General features: G+C 34.9%; 14 protein-coding genes. 4 read left to right on the top strand and 10 right to left on the bottom strand.

Annotated elements, in window-relative coordinates; genetic code table 11:
* Positions 1-38: 38 nt before the first annotated feature.
* Positions 39-611 carry a tetratricopeptide repeat protein gene (locus tag CF599_RS00760; protein ID WP_121964135.1) on the bottom strand — a complete coding sequence of 191 codons (573 nt, stop codon included), beginning with the start codon at positions 609-611 and terminating at the stop codon, positions 39-41.
* Between the two features lie 214 nt (positions 612-825).
* Positions 826-2,958, bottom strand: coding sequence for a TonB-dependent receptor (locus CF599_RS00765; RefSeq protein WP_121964136.1), 2,133 nt, complete (start codon positions 2,956-2,958; stop codon positions 826-828).
* Between the two features lie 233 nt (positions 2,959-3,191).
* On the opposite strand from CF599_RS00765, the gene CF599_RS00770 reads away from it, so the two are divergent.
* Entirely contained in the window at positions 3,192-3,662 is a 471-nt protein-coding gene (locus CF599_RS00770; RefSeq protein WP_121964137.1) for a hypothetical protein, read from the top strand.
* A 121-nt stretch (positions 3,663-3,783) separates the two neighbouring features.
* On the opposite strand, the gene CF599_RS00775 is transcribed toward CF599_RS00770, so the two are convergent.
* Entirely contained in the window at positions 3,784-4,518 is a 735-nt protein-coding gene (locus CF599_RS00775) for an ATP-grasp domain-containing protein (protein ID WP_121964138.1), read from the bottom strand.
* Between the two features lie 48 nt (positions 4,519-4,566).
* Positions 4,567-5,067 (bottom strand): GNAT family N-acetyltransferase, encoded by a 501-nt coding sequence (locus CF599_RS00780; RefSeq protein ID WP_121964139.1) that lies wholly within the window; start codon positions 5,065-5,067, stop codon positions 4,567-4,569.
* A gap of 819 nt (positions 5,068-5,886) precedes the next feature.
* Here CF599_RS00780 and CF599_RS00785 point away from each other — a divergent pair.
* Both CF599_RS00785 and CF599_RS00790 read left to right on the top strand, forming a co-directional pair.
* On the top strand, positions 5,887-7,041 hold the full coding sequence (locus CF599_RS00785; protein ID WP_121964140.1) for a cation:dicarboxylate symporter family transporter: 1,155 nt from the start codon (positions 5,887-5,889) through the stop codon (positions 7,039-7,041).
* A gap of 49 nt (positions 7,042-7,090) precedes the next feature.
* Positions 7,091-8,269: a cation:dicarboxylate symporter family transporter gene (locus CF599_RS00790; RefSeq protein WP_121964141.1), complete on the top strand. Its 1,179-nt coding sequence runs from the start codon at positions 7,091-7,093 to the stop codon at positions 8,267-8,269.
* Positions 8,270-8,297: 28 nt separating this feature from the next.
* On the opposite strand, the gene CF599_RS00795 is transcribed toward CF599_RS00790, so the two are convergent.
* The 4 genes from CF599_RS00795 to CF599_RS00810 form a co-directional block, all read right to left on the bottom strand.
* Positions 8,298-9,440: an acyl-CoA dehydrogenase family protein gene (locus tag CF599_RS00795; RefSeq protein ID WP_121964142.1), complete on the bottom strand. Its 1,143-nt coding sequence runs from the start codon at positions 9,438-9,440 to the stop codon at positions 8,298-8,300.
* A gap of 11 nt (positions 9,441-9,451) precedes the next feature.
* Complete coding sequence (locus tag CF599_RS00800) at positions 9,452-10,351, bottom strand: helix-hairpin-helix domain-containing protein (RefSeq protein WP_121964143.1); 900 nt, start codon at positions 10,349-10,351, stop codon at positions 9,452-9,454.
* Positions 10,352-10,414: 63 nt separating this feature from the next.
* Positions 10,415-10,636: a PspC domain-containing protein gene (locus CF599_RS00805; protein ID WP_121964144.1), complete on the bottom strand. Its 222-nt coding sequence runs from the start codon at positions 10,634-10,636 to the stop codon at positions 10,415-10,417.
* A gap of 79 nt (positions 10,637-10,715) precedes the next feature.
* Entirely contained in the window at positions 10,716-11,999 is a 1,284-nt protein-coding gene (locus CF599_RS00810; RefSeq protein WP_121964145.1) for a DUF2851 family protein, read from the bottom strand.
* Positions 12,000-12,077: 78 nt separating this feature from the next.
* On the opposite strand from CF599_RS00810, the gene CF599_RS00815 reads away from it, so the two are divergent.
* On the top strand, positions 12,078-13,763 hold the full coding sequence (locus CF599_RS00815; protein WP_121964146.1) for a PNGase F N-terminal domain-containing protein: 1,686 nt from the start codon (positions 12,078-12,080) through the stop codon (positions 13,761-13,763).
* 60 nt (positions 13,764-13,823) lie between these two features.
* Here CF599_RS00815 and CF599_RS00820 read toward each other — a convergent pair whose 3' ends face one another.
* Positions 13,824-15,806 carry a putative porin gene (locus CF599_RS00820; RefSeq protein ID WP_121964147.1) on the bottom strand — a complete coding sequence of 661 codons (1,983 nt, stop codon included), beginning with the start codon at positions 15,804-15,806 and terminating at the stop codon, positions 13,824-13,826.
* A 93-nt stretch (positions 15,807-15,899) separates the two neighbouring features.
* Complete coding sequence (locus CF599_RS00825) at positions 15,900-17,531, bottom strand: SusD/RagB family nutrient-binding outer membrane lipoprotein (protein ID WP_121964148.1); 1,632 nt, start codon at positions 17,529-17,531, stop codon at positions 15,900-15,902.
* Between the last annotated feature and the right edge of the window lie 2 nt (positions 17,532-17,533).

The following is a 17,533-nucleotide window of genomic DNA, read 5'->3' on the forward strand; positions in this document are numbered from 1 at the left end:
TTACACTGTTCCAATGATTTCACAGCCCAATCTTTTCCTCAAGATGGATAGAAAGACACATCGCTCTTCTGTTGATCAAATAACGTGATCGACTTCTCTACCATTGTACAATAGTATGCTACATCCACTTTCATAAATTTAGCGCTATTCAGATGAAAACTCGCTAACGAATATACTGCTCTTGGGTTAGTAGGATCTAATGCTACTGCCGTCTCATATGCCTTATTGATAATTGGACTTTGTGTCATTCCCTTACTCATTGGATCAGTAATCAACTCTAACGTTTCATTCATCCCTTTTAATACATACCATTCTGCTCCTCCTTTTTCTAACCACTGCTCTATCAATAGGCGATTGCGTTCTACGATATCTTCTACATCTGTACCTTTAGGATTATTAAGCCCTCCTGTCACTTCTATAAACACTTTATAATAAACAGGTATCCAATTCTCCTGATCTGATACCGCTATGCGATCTAAGATAGCGATTGCTTCCTTAGGTTGTCCACTTTGCCATTGCTGTAATGCTTTCTGCATTCCCAACTCGTATTTAGATTGTCCGAAACACACTACGCTAAATACACTGCATACTAAAATAAATAACTTTCTCATTTGACTTATTGTTTTGATTATACATTAACCTTAAATCTACAACCACCATTTACTGCGAATAAATTCTACTTTACATAACTTCAATTAGCTCTGTTTTGTATAATTCATTCTCGTTTAAATGTTATCTGCAGATTTAAGGAGTAAAAATATATTGATTATCACAAGACAAGAAAACGAACTGCGCGAGTGGTTGTTTCTCTTGTCTAAGTTGTAGTTACAAATTATCTAATTGGTTTGTTTTCTTATTAGCGCTGATTGTCCACATAAATCCGATATACACGAAGCGCTTAGCAGATGCATTAATATTATCTGCTCGTCCTACTCTTTGATTAAACTGATACGCATAGACAGGATCTCTACCTAATAGATTATCAACAGAGGCAAATAGTATCTTCTGTCCGCTGAATAGATATGCCCAGCTCACACTCACATTGTGTATTGGGCTACTCTTATAGATCGTTTTATTAGCATTATCTATATCATAGAAGTGACGTGGACTGCTATAATTATACGTCATACTCACCTGAGACTTCCACTGCTCTATCCAATACTTCGTCACCACAGATACATTGTGTTTAACCACATAAGAAGGCTGTACATTTTCATTCCAATACATCTCTTTTCGCTTAGAATCTATGTAAGTATAGGTAACCCAATAATTAAAGTTCTTAAAGGTTATATTATCTTTCCAAAACAAATCAAATCCCTTGGCGTATCCCTCTCCTAACTGAGAATACTCACTCGGCCTCCCTAATGGTGTTAACAGTAACTTACTGTAATCTTTATAAAACAACTCCGCTCTTAGCATACGTTTTTTAAACTCATACGTATAGTTTAGGATATAGTGATTTGCCTGCATCCAGTCCTCTTGTTTTAGAGATAAAGACTGTTCTAAGTTCATCGCTTGATTAAACATTCCATACGAAAAAGACACTTGCTGTTTAGTATTCATCTGATAAGTCAACATTGCACGTGGCTCTACTGCCCAATCCGATATAGCCGAATATTTACTTACTCTCACTCCTGCTCTTAAAGTTAAGTCTGTAGTCACCTTATAATTATTCTCAAAGAACAATGCCCACCTATTCGCATCTGTATCTAATCGCTCTGAGAAACGCTCCATCCCTCTTGTCAAATCTAATTTAGACAACTGTACATCTACTCCTATAAACGATTGTAACTTTCCGTTCCATTGATAAGTCAGTTTTACTTTCTGATTCACATCCCAACTGTTCTTATTTATGTATTTATCGTTATTATCTCCTCTATAATCAGCATATCCTAACCCTGTCCCTATATCTAATCGCATATAAGACGATAGCTTTTTGAAGTACACACTATTCATATAGACATTATTTGATTTGAATGCTAAAGTATCTACTCGATTACTTGGCTTGATCTCTTGCTCATAATCAATCGAGGAGAAATCCACAGCAGTATATAATTTATATCCACCATCTTTAACCTCTCGTTTATACACTACCTCAGCAGATGCCGTATTAAAAGGTTTATTCGTATTATAACGTTGTTTGACCACAGCTGTATAAGCACCCAAATTCATATAGTTTAGACTATAAGATAGAGAGTTCTTCTCCCATTGATGTGTCTGTGCAAAACTCACTCCTACCGTAGAAATAGAGATATCCTTACGCGATACATCTATATCATCAGATGTATCTAACTGCAACACTCCTGATAATGCATCTCCAAACTCAGCACTATACCCACCTGCTGAGAAAGACATCCCCTTAAACAGAAACGGGCTAAACTTAGAACGCACAGGCACATTACCTACAGATGCTGTGTAAGGTTGGAACACCTTTACTCCATTAATAAATATCCCGCTCTCCTCTGCTCTACCTCCTCGTATTAACAGACGCCCATCTTCTCCATTAGTCTGCGCACCAGGCATCGTACTTAATAGCCCCATAATATTACCCGGACTACCAGCAGTACTCACTACATCCATAGCGGTAAACCCAATACTCTCTGCACGTCCTCGCTTATTCTTACTATTTGCAGTAATAATAATCTCTCCCATTACCTCATCTTGTTTACGCAACACATAATGCTCACTAAGACTCTCCTTAGTATTTATCTCAATATCCAAGTTACCATACTGCGAATGCATCAACTTAAGCACTCCTCTCACCACTGTATCATTCACTACCAAAGAAAAGTATCCCTTAGCATCTGTCAACGCCCCGTCAAAACTATCCTCGAGATACACATTCACATTCTCTATTGGTTTATTCTTTTCGTTTACCACCGTACCCGATAGTTGTACCTGCTGCGCCTGCATAGTACCTATACACAAAGTCAATAATATACATAGTAGTGTTCTCATCTTTCTTATCGATTAATTCTACCACAAACCTACACCACCTCTCCCTCCTCAAAAAAAGTACCTGCGCGAATGGTTAGTTTTAATGCTCGAATGGGGAGAAGGGTTGACAGTGTACGGCTGACAGTTGACAGCCTAAGCGAACTGAATGATTCTTATTGACTTTAATCTATTCCACAAAAAACACCATTACAAATTCTCTCAAGATGTTTAACTTTACTTAAAATATTAAAGATATGAACACTGATTATCAAAAAATTGCAGAATTATTATTAACACAAAAACAATATCAAATAATAAAAGACACTCCATTAGACTATGACAGCCTATATGAGATACTAGTAGAAGAGTACGAAAGTTTACTCTATTTAGATTGGACAGGAGAAGATGATGAAGATCAATTATATGATTTTCTTATAGAGCGTTTAGCTTTAGAAGAGCAAACTATAAATATTGACACAGCTTCTATCTACAAGACAATGTATCAAGAATTTGACAAAGGCAATCTACAACGAGGTGACGCTGTTACATACTTAGTCAATGCTTATAAACAGCACTTGCCACAGAATTATGTAATAATAGAAGTGGATACCCAAAGCGACTTCTACCTTTTAGGTATTACCACTACTAATAAAGAAACAACACTAGCAGAAATACATACAGACTTTGGTGATGTTACTAAATTTGGCACAAAAGAAAGAGGCTAAAGCACTCTACCTCCATAAAAAGTATGGGCACCCAACTTGAAAACTACTATTGAGTTTATCAACGAATAAAAACAAAAAACGGATAATAACTCTTATGCTATTATCCGTTTTTTTTTATCTTCTAAAAATTCAAATAATCAACTGTACCTGTCATCTCTGCCCACCGAGCTGATAAGAACTTAGCATAGTGTTGTGGTGATAATCCATAACTACCTAATGAGTGTCCTTCATTTACCTCAACTAGAACAGTATCTCCTGTCTCAGTCACTCCGAAGTCTAAAGCATAAGCGTTAGGTTGGGTATCAAAATCTGCTATTGCACGTCGCACTACCTCCACATCTATTACTCTATCCCAATCGCCTTTATATCGTCTGATATCCAGAATATCTCTATAACGTATAAAGCATCTAAACTCTGTCTTAAAATCCACTAGCTCCGAGCACAACACTACAGTAGGTTTATCCTTATCTATTAATCCTATAAAATCAAGTTCACTGTTAAATACCTTACCTGCGAACTTCTTAGTTTCCACATCAGGCTTTACAAATATCCCAAAGCGTTTCTGTTCTAAGATCTCTTCTAAAGTACTTTTCCAAATTTCTCTCTTTAGGTATTTCTTTAGTTCTAGTGGATAATCTATTCCTGACAGATCTAAATCTATCCCCACATTGACTAGACGCTTTCTCACATTACCAATACCTCCGACTAAGATATCCTCAGGATCAATCTCCTCTATAGCCTCAACATCAAAATATTTGATCACTTCATAACCAAAGTGTTTAAACCCCTCATTTGCAATAAAGGCATTCACATTATAGAAATCACCTTCTTTATCTGTTTGTATATATGCTCTCATTATTATTTCACTTTGTATTATGTTATGTAAGACGCAAAGTAACTGTCTCTAAAATGTTCCCAAATAAACTACTCCATCCTGACCATCAAAGTCAAAATCCCTATCATAACGCAGTCCTATCTTCTCCAGCACCTTTATCGAAGCAATATTATCTTTCATTGCTCTACCGATGATTATCTCTTGATTTAATTGACTGAAGCCATAGTTTAGGCAAGCCTTAGCACTCTCTGTAGCATACCCCTTATTCCAAAACTCTTCAAAGAAGCGAAAGCCGATATCTGTCTCACCTATATCAGCATTATGCTTTAATCCACACCATCCTAAAAAAGCATTATCCTCCTTGCGTATTACAGCCCATCTTCCAAAACCATTTCTTTTGTAATCGCCATAGTTCACTAAGAAAGTATATGCTTCTTCTACATCACTAAATGCATCATCACCTGTATAACGTATTACATTAGGATTTAGATTTAACTGATAGAAGTTCTCTGCATCATCTGTAGTCAACTCTCTTAATAGCAATCGTTCTGTTTCTATTATAAATCCCATTGTTCTCCTTCTCTAAAATTTCAAACTAAGATAACGACTATTTCTTAACAAGGTGATTTTCTCATTGACAATCATACTAACTCCACTAACCTATCCAAATTACCACAAAGAAACATTCTCTATACTAAGTTTAAATTAATTGCCTACTTATTGAAGAATAGAAGAACTATAAAAGGAGAGTTCTTGGACAAATGACCACTTAACTACCACTATTCACTAACTATACTCCATGAATTGTCGAACAACTTGCTGTCAAGCCTTGTCTTTACTACGATTAAGAGCCATTGAAGATATTGAGCTACATTTACCAACTCAACACTAACAACCTAAAATACAACCAAATAACATCGTAATAAGTAAATATGACATTCAAAAAAAATGGCAACTATTTTTAGAAACAGAACCATTTAGAGCTTAAATCAAGTTGTTTAGAAAAAAAGTAGAGCTAAATAGAAATAAAAAGGGCTTTAAAATGACTAATATTTGTACAAAAACTAAAAATAGAATATCAAATTATAATGTATGGTATTTATTACACTACTGATTAGGAGATAGAATTTCTTCAAAGACTAGGGTATAACTCTTATCTTATTCTGAAACAAGTACAGAGAACAAGGTAGAAGTAGACACACTCAACAAGATTGACAAGCTAACGTTTAATCGCTACTCTATGAGTCACAACAAAATAGCCAATTACCCCAGTAGAATAGACATACCACAAATATGGTATATTGCTTAAAACAATAATAAAACCTGATGCAATTCTATATCTTTGCACGATATTTATTAGTACTTTAAACAAAAAGCAAAGAAAGCAATATGAAGAAATTCTTTAATAATACAATAGTAAAATTGCTATTAGGAGTGATCGTAGGTTTACTTATAGGTCCATACCTTACCAGTGGTTTGCTACAGATTATCTTATCAACTAGACATATTTTAGGACAAATTATCCTATTCTTAGTTCCGCTTATCATACTAGGTTTTGTGGTATCGTCTATCGCTAAGCTAGACAAAGGGCAGACTAGTATTATCGGATTCTCTATTATCATTGCTTATATCTCAAGTATTGGGGCAGGTTTTTTTAGTACTACACTAGGCTTTAACATCATCCCACATTTACAAATAGAGACTAATGTAGAGACTCTTAAAGAACTACCTGAGATGTTATTTAAGTTAGATATCCCACCAGTATTCGGAGTAATGACTTCACTTACACTAGCATTAATGATTGGTATCGGTATTCTATGGACAGAGTCTAAGCCCTTAGAACGTGCCTTTGATTCATTTAAAGATATTGTATTGTTATTAGTGAATAGAGTACTGGTACCTGTATTGCCTTTTTACATTATGGCTAACTTCGCTTTATTAAGTTATGAAGGATCTATACAGTCACAGTTACCTGTATTCCTAACAGTGATATTAATCGTGATAGTAGCTCATTTTATTTGGTTAGGTGTGTTATATACTATAGCGGGATTATACTCAGGGAAGAATCCTTGGGAAGTAATCAAGCATTATCCACCTGCATATCTAACAGCAGTAGGAACGATGTCTTCGGCTGCATCTTTAGGAATGGCTCTTCAATCCGCACACAAAAGCAAAGTCTTAAAACCTGAAATAACGAACTTCACGATTCCGTTCTTCTCTAATATTCACTTATGTGGATCTGTATTGACAGAAGTATTCTTCGTGATGACCGTCTCTCAAGTATTATATGGTACAATACCTACTCTAGGAACCATGATTCTTTTCGTACTCTTACTAGGGATATTTGCTATCGGGGCACCGGGTGTACCCGGTGGAACAGTAATGGCATCCTTAGGTATTATCGCTTCTGTCTTAGGATTTGATGATGCGGGGATAGCACTTACATTAACGATATTTGCACTACAAGACAGTTTTGGTACAGCGTGTAATATCACAGGTGATGGAGCGCTCAGCCTTATGGTAACCAAATACAGTGAAAAATAACTATATTTAAGGGGAGATTATGTCTTCCCTTTTTTATTATAAATAGACTATGCTTAAGAAACTAGCTAATAACACTATCGTCAGACTAATCTCAGGAGTAATCATCGGGCTACTATTAGGTCCCTACCTCAACGAGATAGTACTGCAAATCATCTTATCAACTAAACACATATTAGGGCAACTCATTATGTTCTTAGTTCCGCTTATTATTCTAGGGTTTATCGTATCCTCTATCGCTAAACTAGATCAGAAGTCTTCAGTGATTATAGGATTTTCATTGGCTATAGCTTACCTATCCAGTATAGGCGCAGGATTCTTTAGTGGTACACTAGGCTATACTATATTGCCTTGGTTAGATATCCCTGCATCAGCTACTACGGGTAGAGTATTACCTACTATGCTGTTTAAATTAGATATCCCACCTATATTTGATGTCATGACTTCACTAGTACTTGCTCTAATGATAGGACTAGGAATACTATGGACGCAATCTAAACCACTCGAGGTAGCCTTCGATCATTTTAAAGATATTGTGTTACTACTAGTCAATAGAGTATTGGTACCTTTGTTACCTTTATACATAGCCTGTAATTTTGCACTACTAAGCTATGTTGGTACAATACAATCACAATTACCTATCTTCTTAAAGGTAATCCTCATCGTTATCCTAGCCCACATCGTATGGATAGCGGTCTTATATATCATAGCAGGACTATATGCTAAAAAGAACCCGTGGGAGGTTCTTAGGCACTACGGACCAACCTATCTAACAGCGTTAGGTACTATGTCATCAGCAGCTAGTCTAGGTGTAGCCTTACAGTCTGCTCATAAGAGTAAAATATTAAAACCTGAAATAACGAACTTCACGATTCCGTTCTTCTCTAATGTACATCTATGTGGTGCTATGGTAACAGAGACTTTCTTTGTGATGACCGTATCACTAGTATTGTATGGACATCTACCTGATGTAGGAACTCTAATTATATTTGTATTGCTATTAGGTGTATTCGCCTTAGGTGCTCCGGGAGTACCAGGAGGAGCGCTGATGGCATCCTTAGGGTTGATAACCTCATTATTAGGTTTTGACGATACAGGGATAGCCTTAGTACTGACTATATTCGCACTGCAAGACAGTTTTGGTACTGCTTGTAATATCGTAGGTGATGGTGCTCTAAGTCTTATGGCTACAGCCTTTCATGAACGAAAACAAAAAAAGGAAGCTGTATAGCTTCCTTTTTTGTATTTAAATACATGGTTTAATCTTTTAAAATATTACGAGAGATAACTACTTTCTGTATTTCAGTAGTTCCTTCTCCAATAGTACATAACTTCGAATCACGGAAGAACTTCTCTACAGGGAAGTCTTTAGTATATCCATATCCACCGTGGATTTGGATAGCTTCAGTAGATACCTTCACACATACTTCAGACGCATACATCTTCGCCATCGCGCCGATTTTAGTCATTGGTTTGTGGTTATTTTTTAAGAAAGCAGCTTTGTGTAATAACAATTCTGAACACTCTATTTCTGTAGCCATATCCGCTAATTTGAAACTGATAGCTTGAAACTCACTGATTGGTTTACCAAATTGGATACGCTCTTTAGAATATTTAAGAGCCGCTTCATACGCCCCTTTAGCGATACCTAATGATAAAGCTCCAATAGAGATACGTCCACCATCTAATACTTTCATCGCTTGAATAAACCCTTCACCTACTTCACCTAAACGGTTAGTATCAGGCACACGACAGTTATCAAAGATTAGTTCAGCAGTCTCAGAAGCACGCATTCCTAATTTATTTTCTTTCTTACCACTAGAGAATCCAGGAGTTCCCTTCTCAACTACGAAAGCTGTCATTCCACGAGAATCACCTTTCTCTCCTGTACGTACGATAACTACCGCAACATCACCAGAGATAGCGTGTGTAATAAAGTTCTTCGCACCATTAAGAATCCAATGATCTCCATCCTTTACCGCTGTAGTACTCATTCCACCAGCATCAGATCCAGTATTGTGTTCAGTCAATCCCCATGCACCTATCCACTCAGCTGTCGCTAGCTTAGGTAACCATCTCTTCTTTTGCTCGTCATTAGCAAATGTAAGGATGTGATTAGTACATAGTGAATTGTGTGCTGCTACTGATAGTCCGATAGATGAATCTACTTTAGAGATTTCTTCAACTATAGTGATATATTCGTGATAATCTAATCCAGACCCTCCATATTCTTCAGGAACTAAAACACCCATATACCCCATCTCACCTAGCTTCTTAAACAAGTCTACAGGAAAGATTTGAGCCTCATCCCATTCCATAATATGTGGACGAATATGTTGTTCTGCAAAGTCTCTTATAGATTGAGCAATCATTGCTTGAGTTTCATTGTATTCAAAATTCATGGTTGATAGTTTTAATTCGTAAATCTCAAATATAAACTAATTATATCAATTTTGTCAATAGGGAATTTCTCAATTTGCAAGAATTCATCTTTATTAACAAAATCGCCATTCATACTTCTGTGCTTCACCACTTCTCTTGCTATATAGTAGTTCATATAAGGTATTTCTTTCAATTGATTTACCGTTGCTTCATTGACATTTAATCTAATTACAGTAGGCGCTTTTTCAACAATGAAGTACTTAGACAATTCCGCAAATGTCTCATCTGATATACCATAGATAAACTTAAGTTGCTGAACAGAAACAAAACCAGCGTATTTATCTCTTTCTTTTATAATCTTCTCAGCATAGTATGGTCCTATGCCTCTTACCTTTTGTAGGTCTTCTAAAGTTGCACTATTTATACAAATAGGAATAATCGGCACTATTTCCTTCGGTTTATTAAAATCCACATATTCTCTTTTTCCTTTCGGATTAGTTACCCAATCAGGGAACTTAAAATAAGAGCTATATTTACTTAGCCACTCATCAGAAACTTTGGTCAATTGTTGAAATTCTCTTGCTGAATTCACATATTTATTCTCTTTCCTAAAGGCTAATAATCTATTAATTTCTTCTGTAGACATTCCTAATATAAAACCTCTATAGTCAGTAATAAAATTGGGATTAAAGGGATAGATAGTATCTCGCTTACTTTGACTAATCGCATTGATACTGTCAAGTATTCTCACTCTAGCATAATACTCTTCACTAAATAAAGTGGGATATTTCTCTTGTACAGATTCCTTGCTCTGTCTAGGATAATAGTAGACAAATACTTGTGCTGAGATAACTAAGAGAATTAAAAAGAATAATCCCCTTTTTTGTGACTTACTGTAGTAGTAAAACCTTTTCCTATAGTTTGAAAACATAGTTTTGTTTTACCCGAAAATTACGAGAATAACTATAGGTAAACATATAGTATTCAAAGTATCTTATAGGTCAAAAACAGATGATCTCTTTGTATATATTAAGTCTTTTATACGAGCTGAAAAGGCTAAAGTAAGATATAAGGCAAATGCTAGCCCTAGTGTAAAGAATGATAAATAGATAAAAAATAAGCGCACACTAGTAGCACGCATCCCTAATCTATCAGCCACACGACTAGAAACCCTAAAGCCTCTCTTCTCAAAATAATGTCTTAATCCTGTAACCATATCAACTTATTTATACACTATAGCAAATGTAAGGATTATTTTACTACACTGTCTTTATCTTTACTATTATAGGCATATCTTACTTTTGTTTTAGATATTGCTTGCCTATCTGACATTCAAGACACCTGTCTTTATCACAATAATTCTTTTTAAGATGCACTAAAGCCTGACTATCTAATGCATTATCTACTTCTACTTTATACTGTTCAAATAAAGTAATGATACTGTTCTTTTCTGCTTTTATCTTGAGAGCAAGGTCTATTATTTCACTTACGTCATACTCATCAATAGCTGCAGATTGCTTATAGGCTATCTGCATTGGTAAGACTACATTGATAATAACAAGGTCTATAAAGTCTTTAGACACCTTCTTTGCTTGTTTCTTACTCTCCTTATTAAACACATAATGTGTCTCCCAATATTCACTTACCCTAACATCAAACAAAGTATAAAAATACGTCAAATCATTAGACGTAAGAATAGTCTGCACGGGTATCTGATGATGAAATAGCCAACTACTTAATTGGGCAAGGCGAATAGTCGGAAAATTAGGTGGCCTCAACTGAAAAAAACGAATAACAGCGGCTGACTGTTCCTCTATATTATACTTGTGCTTTAAGAATACCCACTCTCTCTTTAATTCCTTGACATAGCTATCCTCTACTTCCTGCTCCTCTGCTAACAAACCAGTAATACCAAATAACAAGGCTTCTATCTGCAGTAAGGATTGAGATTGCTTATAGATAGAGAGTATAGGTAAGTTCTTTACTGCATCAAAGAATGCTTCCCCATTGGCATTAAGACCAAAGCTTTTAGCTAAAAAACAAAAGAACACATGCTCCCAATGATTATTAGTTACTGCTAACAAATTTTGGATTGGTACTATTTTTTCTTCTAAGCGTTCTAAGAACAACTTCTCTTTCCAGTTCATCCATATATGTGAAGGTACATTAGAGATAACCTGATCACAGTTAAAATGAGGCTTGCGAATAAAGAGTTCATTACACTTAGCGAGTACATCTGAATCCACATAATTCTTAAGAATAAACACTGTCACTTCCTTTCCATCTGCTCTAAATACAGGAGTATCATTATCCCAAACTACGTGAAGTATAACATTATCATAGCGTTGATCTACCTCATGATGATGTGCGTACCAATCTGAGGCATTAATATGTATCTCTACATTACCTGCCCATTCCTGAGTACCAATTAGTATACGAGCGTTAAAAAAATCAGGACCATCTAGTCCTGTGAAAGTACCTGATGAAATAATACTTAATGATTCGTTAGAAGCGGTATGTAGCTCGTCAGTATTAAAGAGCTTATTAGCCCAAACGTAGTGTAAGAAGGCTTCCTTCATAAAAGTCTTAGTGTGTTGGTTATAATCAAATGGTTTTCTCTATTTTTATAAAAAACTATAATCACACCAACCAAACTTATGAGAATACTATTCTACTTCGTTTGTATTACTACGACCTTGTTTTCTAGTGTTATATACGCACAAAAACCTAACCAAAACACAGTTATAGAATACTTTACTTACTCAAATGGCAAAATAATTAATGCTGATGACCCTATAATGGTAATTGCAAATGAGCAAACCTCCTTTATTGCAAAGAAAAAACAACTAAATATAGGTCTTGAGAAATATCCTTATGAGCAGACCTTCACTGACTACAAAAACAAAACACAATATAGCATAGCTCATCTTACGAAGAAAAACAAGATCAAGATGCTACTACCTGAAGCCAAGCAAAACTTTACACTTCACAATGAGACGAAGCTTATACTCGGTTATAAATGTAAAAAAACAACCATCACGATTAACTCTAACAACATCACGCTGTGGTACACGAATGACTTCAAGTTTAAAGCAAGTCCAATGACACTAGGCACCAATTTAGGCGTAGTATTAGAAATTGATAGAAATGGTACCTACAAAACTCTAGCTAGTAAAATCAATACTGATCTTAAACTAGACCTCAAAGATTACTTTACCTTAGAAGACAGTAGATTATTAGATCCCAAAGATTACAAAACAGAACTTTGGAAAAGTAGATTTACCACCATAAAGTTATTTGAAGATGACATAGTTAATTTCTCTGACTCTGTTATCAACAAGCCAAACTTAATGAGGTTTGCTAAAGGTACAGTTATCGTCACTAAAGTAAAGATCCCTGCCTTAAAGTCAACTGATCAGCTATTTATTAACTTAACAGAACAATCTAATGGAGATGCTTATGATAGAACAGGTAGTGTGTTCTTAATACCACATTACCACGAAATCTCATTTATGGATGCATTAGAGCAAGGTATAGGTGTACTGCCTATCTACCAAAATCAGGACTCATCAGAGAAATTTCAAGGAGTAATAGCGACAAATAACTACACCCCTCCTATTGAGTTAATGCGTTTCTTCACACCATTTGGTGTAAAAGGGTTTAATCATATCGATGTCTTAGATTACAAATGGCAAGACAAAGCCTACTACAGACAAGAGATTACAGAGTTCTTACCGCTACTAAGTAATAGTGAATGGTATGTAGGTGTCTATATTGGCAACTATGATAAAGGAGGGCATAAAATAAGTGCTGATATCACTATCCACCCCGATGGACAAGAAGAGAAGAATAAAGTAACAACGATGATGCCTATTTTTAATACCACTAATCTAATGGAAATGGCAGGACAGAATTACCCTATTATGTTCGCTTCACCTGAGGGCTTAAAGATAACCTTCACTGCTACTACAGATATAAAGAATGCTAAATTAAGATATATCACAACAGGTCATGGAGGTTGGGAAAATGGAGATGAGTTTAACCCTAAACTTAACTCTATCTCATTAGATCAAAATAAGATCTTAGATTATTATCCTTGGCGACAAGACTGCGGTTCTTATAGAGAATACAATCCTGCTTCAGGCAACTTTGACACAGGATTATCATCATCAGACTTAAGCCGCTCTAATTGGTGCCCAGGCACTGTTACACCTCCTATATGGGTACCTCTAGGAGATATTAAAAAGGGAACACATACTATAGAGGTTAAAATACCGCAAGGCAGAAGAGAGGGCACTAGTTTTAGCTATTGGAATGTATCCGGAGTCCTCTTTGGTGAATAACAAAAGAGCTGTTTTAAATCAAGTTTAAAACAGCTCTTCTTATTTATATAAACTTCCCGTTTAAGAGAAGAAATTCCATGTAACACCAAATCTAAATGTAAAATCTTTATAAGGATTATTAGGTGCAGAATAGTACTTATAACCCGTCATACTAGAATTAAAATGCTCAAGCATTATATATATCCTAGCAGTTCTAATCTTCATATTAATAAAGAAGTCAAACACAGGGTAATTACCTATCTCTACTTTATCCTGTACAAAGAAGTCACCGATCAGAGGGTTATAGTCATTAGCATAGTATTTACTAAAATAACTAAGCGTAATACCTGTTTGGAACTTTAATGCTTTATCAAAGAATGCATCTGTAAAATACAGCGTATTTCTAGTTACAAACTGAGGCACGTTTAGAATATTGTCATTCTGATCTACCTTTTGATACAATACTGTGTTATCTAAACCAAATTTCCCAAAACGAAAGTCTTTCTCTGCTTGAAGAGACAAATAGTTGATTGTTCCATTGTATTGTTTAGGAGTAACTAACACTTGTTGAGGAATACCAAACTTATCAAATTCTGTAGCATCGTTAGAGAAGTAAAGCTTGTCTTTTAAGACAGAGTATGTACCTGATAACTTTACCCAAGGTGTAGTAAATGAAGCATCAAATTGATTAATCTTTTCGTTCTTGAATTCATTATACCAATTGTAATTTACATAGTCACTTTGGTATAAATAGTAATTAAGATTCCCCATTCTACTAAGGTTTTGATACCCTAGGTCAAATGCTATTTCTTCTGAAAACTTATAATTTAAGCTTGCCTCAATATTACTAGTCTTATCATTTCCTAAAGAAGTACTGATTAATGCATTCGCTTTCCAATTATCCTTATGGTAGATATAACGTCCACCAATCATAGTAATATTCTTTTCTAATTGGTCAGGAACTAAAGTTCCATTAACATGCGCAATACTCTTATAATTATATCTATACTTATAAAAGTCTACAAATCCTTCAAAGCGTCCTACAACATCAGACTGATAAGCAGCTCCAACTCTATTAAATATATTGTAATAACGTGTTTTATTTTTTATAGTACTTTGAAACGCATCACCGAAGTGCTTTTTATCGGTGTATTGATTATTGATATTCTCCTGTTTAAATTCAAAGAACTTATCTTCATAAGTAAACTCGTGCGTTAATAACAGTCCATTCTCAAACGAATTATTCAACTGATACTGATGATTCAAGTATAGACGCTTTCCTTTAAGCATCGTCTCTACATCACGGTAATAAACATTAAGACGCTCACGCTTATTATACGGTTTGACACTCGACTCAAAAAGATCAAGATCACGAATACCACCGTTCTCTTTATTCATAATGTCTTGAGCAGTGAAGTGCGTTCGCATCAAGTACTTTTTATTCTCTGATTGGTAACTAGACCCAATTCTAAAATTCCCCGTTGAAGAAAGTTGATTAATATATTTACCTAATGAGCGAAGTCCTTTATACCCCACAAAGAAGTTAAGGTTTTTACTTGTATTCAAAGTGATAAAAGCGTCTAAGTTTTGACCTTGCTTCATTACAGATCTATAATATAGATCCGTATAAGGAGTAGGTGCAGAATAATACTTGATATCTTCTACATTTAAATAAGCCATCTGCTTAGCTTCGAATCCAAATCCAGGCAAAACATTATTAGCTTTATAATTATACTTAAGGATGTTATAAGTCTGTCCTTCATTTGCGAATTGCAATAATCCAAAAGGGTCTTTTCTTAAATAATTAAACTCATAGTGTTTCTTTACTGATAGAGCAGTATCAACGGCTATGGTATCATTCTTAATTGATATAATCTTATAATCTCTAATAGGAGCAACAGAGTCTTTCTTAGCTTTCTGTCTAAGGCTCCCTATCTCTTTCTTCTCTTTTTTATTTGGATCACCGTCAGGACGGTAACTACCCTGCATATCTAAAGTTTGGAACTGTGCATTAGCAGTTACAAAACAAAAAAACACTAGAAATACACTTAAGTACTTTCGCATAAAATTATAATTTGGACAAAGGTAATTTTATTTTTGAATTAAATAAAAAAAGCCATCCGAAGATGGCTTTCTATTTTACACTTAGTAAGCTAACTATTTCTTAGCCCAGATAAGTTTTGTATTCATTTTGTCACCACCCATACGAGCAGAAGCTGCTTGATAGTTTGCGGCATTTAAAGTCGTTAATTGCGACGGATATGTAACCCTAGCTGGTAAATCTGTTAGATCTGTAACAAGAGAATTAAATTTATACTCTTTAGTCACTACATCTTTATCTTTATAATCAGCTATTAATTTATAAGTCTCTCCTGGTTTTAACAACGTATTAGGGAATCCAGTACGTCTGTACTCAGACCATGCTTCCATAGGTTGTAAGAATAAAGCAATGTATTTTTGTGTAATTACATTCTCTTTATTCATTTGAGGTTTATTCTTAAGATACTCTGCTATCTTATCAGCAGGTACCCCCCATTTTTCCATTGAAGCTTTTATACCAGCAACATAAAAAGATTCATCTTGGAATTTACTAGCTTCACATAATAAAAATGCTACTTCCGAATACTCCATCAACATCTCCTTATAATCAGCTTTTAAATAATTATAACTAAACATAGAAGCACTTCCTACCTGAGAAGGAACCATATTATTTGGTAAACCATAAGGTAAACCAGCATATTTACTTAAATCATAAGTAACCTTATAATTACCTAATTCAACATTTATAGGAGTCTTGCTTGAATTCTTTACAGCTGTTCCGACAGGTGCAGCATACTGTTGTAAACGAGGGTCAGCTGGATATTTCAAAGCAGAAACCTTACCTTCACCTTTTAATAAATCTACCATCGTATTGGTGATATTAAAATCATCACGTTTACTTCCAGCAAAATAAGCCATATACATAGGACTTCCCATGATATTATTATTTTCATACTGTAATCCAACATTATCAGCATTAGATTCCATCACTCCTGAAGCAATAGCATCTTTTATATGAGCCTCTGCTGTAGGCACAACATCCTTAACACGAATAGCGATTCTCAATCTCAAAGAGTTTGCAAAACGTTTCATTTTAACAGTAGTACCAAAAACATAATCACCTTTAGCGAAAACCTTTTCTTCTTTTGTATTAATTAATTTACTAGAAGCCTCTAGTTCTGTTAAAAGGTCAGCATAAATCTTCTCATGTGGAGCAAATTTAGGAGCGATAACCTCTTTATCAGTTCCAACAGTTAGTGCCTCAAAATCTGCATCTTTATTTCCAAAAGAATAATATGGAACATCTCCATATAACTCTACTAATTGTAAATAAGAATAAGCTAACATAATACGAGCTGCAGCTAATTGATTATCTAAATCACCATATAACTTCATTTGTTCTGAAGTTTTTGGATCTGTTACTAAATCAATAATATTTTTATATCCTTTAATAGATCTATTGATAGCATTATATAAGTTAGAATTTGAATCAGGTCTAAACTGATATCTATCCTCTTCTGTATAATTGTTTTGTGCAGAATATTGTACCCATGGTAAGATCATACGACCTGAAGGGAATGGCCCACGAGTTCCATCTATTAATCTTTTATTTGCACTATTAAAAAGTCCATAAGTAATTACTACTTCAGGTTCGTTAGGATTTGTATTAATACTATCAAAGTTTTTATCACAACTAACTAAACTTAGAAATAAAACACATGAAGCAATCTTAAATACTGATTTTTTCATTG

The sequence above is a fragment of the Myroides sp. N17-2 genome (assembly GCF_002286775.1).
Taxonomy (GTDB): domain Bacteria; phylum Bacteroidota; class Bacteroidia; order Flavobacteriales; family Flavobacteriaceae; genus Flavobacterium.

What these genes read in the sequence shown, in the direction of transcription:
- CF599_RS00760 (WP_121964135.1), bottom strand. Translation starts at nt 611, where the DNA reads ATGAGAAAGTTATTTATTTTAGTATGCAGTGTATTTAGCGTAGTGTGT.
- CF599_RS00765 (WP_121964136.1), bottom strand. Translation starts at nt 2,958, where the DNA reads ATGAGAACACTACTATGTATATTATTGACTTTGTGTATAGGTACTATG.
- CF599_RS00770 (WP_121964137.1), top strand. Translation starts at nt 3,192, where the DNA reads ATGAACACTGATTATCAAAAAATTGCAGAATTATTATTAACACAAAAA.
- CF599_RS00775 (WP_121964138.1), bottom strand. Translation starts at nt 4,518, where the DNA reads ATGAGAGCATATATACAAACAGATAAAGAAGGTGATTTCTATAATGTG.
- CF599_RS00780 (WP_121964139.1), bottom strand. Translation starts at nt 5,067, where the DNA reads ATGGGATTTATAATAGAAACAGAACGATTGCTATTAAGAGAGTTGACT.
- CF599_RS00785 (WP_121964140.1), top strand. Translation starts at nt 5,887, where the DNA reads ATGAAGAAATTCTTTAATAATACAATAGTAAAATTGCTATTAGGAGTG.
- CF599_RS00790 (WP_121964141.1), top strand. Translation starts at nt 7,091, where the DNA reads ATGCTTAAGAAACTAGCTAATAACACTATCGTCAGACTAATCTCAGGA.
- CF599_RS00795 (WP_121964142.1), bottom strand. Translation starts at nt 9,440, where the DNA reads ATGAATTTTGAATACAATGAAACTCAAGCAATGATTGCTCAATCTATA.
- CF599_RS00800 (WP_121964143.1), bottom strand. Translation starts at nt 10,351, where the DNA reads ATGTTTTCAAACTATAGGAAAAGGTTTTACTACTACAGTAAGTCACAA.
- CF599_RS00805 (WP_121964144.1), bottom strand. Translation starts at nt 10,636, where the DNA reads ATGGTTACAGGATTAAGACATTATTTTGAGAAGAGAGGCTTTAGGGTT.
- CF599_RS00810 (WP_121964145.1), bottom strand. Translation starts at nt 11,999, where the DNA reads ATGAAGGAAGCCTTCTTACACTACGTTTGGGCTAATAAGCTCTTTAAT.
- CF599_RS00815 (WP_121964146.1), top strand. Translation starts at nt 12,078, where the DNA reads ATGAGAATACTATTCTACTTCGTTTGTATTACTACGACCTTGTTTTCT.
- CF599_RS00820 (WP_121964147.1), bottom strand. Translation starts at nt 15,806, where the DNA reads ATGCGAAAGTACTTAAGTGTATTTCTAGTGTTTTTTTGTTTTGTAACT.
- CF599_RS00825 (WP_121964148.1), bottom strand. Translation starts at nt 17,531, where the DNA reads ATGAAAAAATCAGTATTTAAGATTGCTTCATGTGTTTTATTTCTAAGT.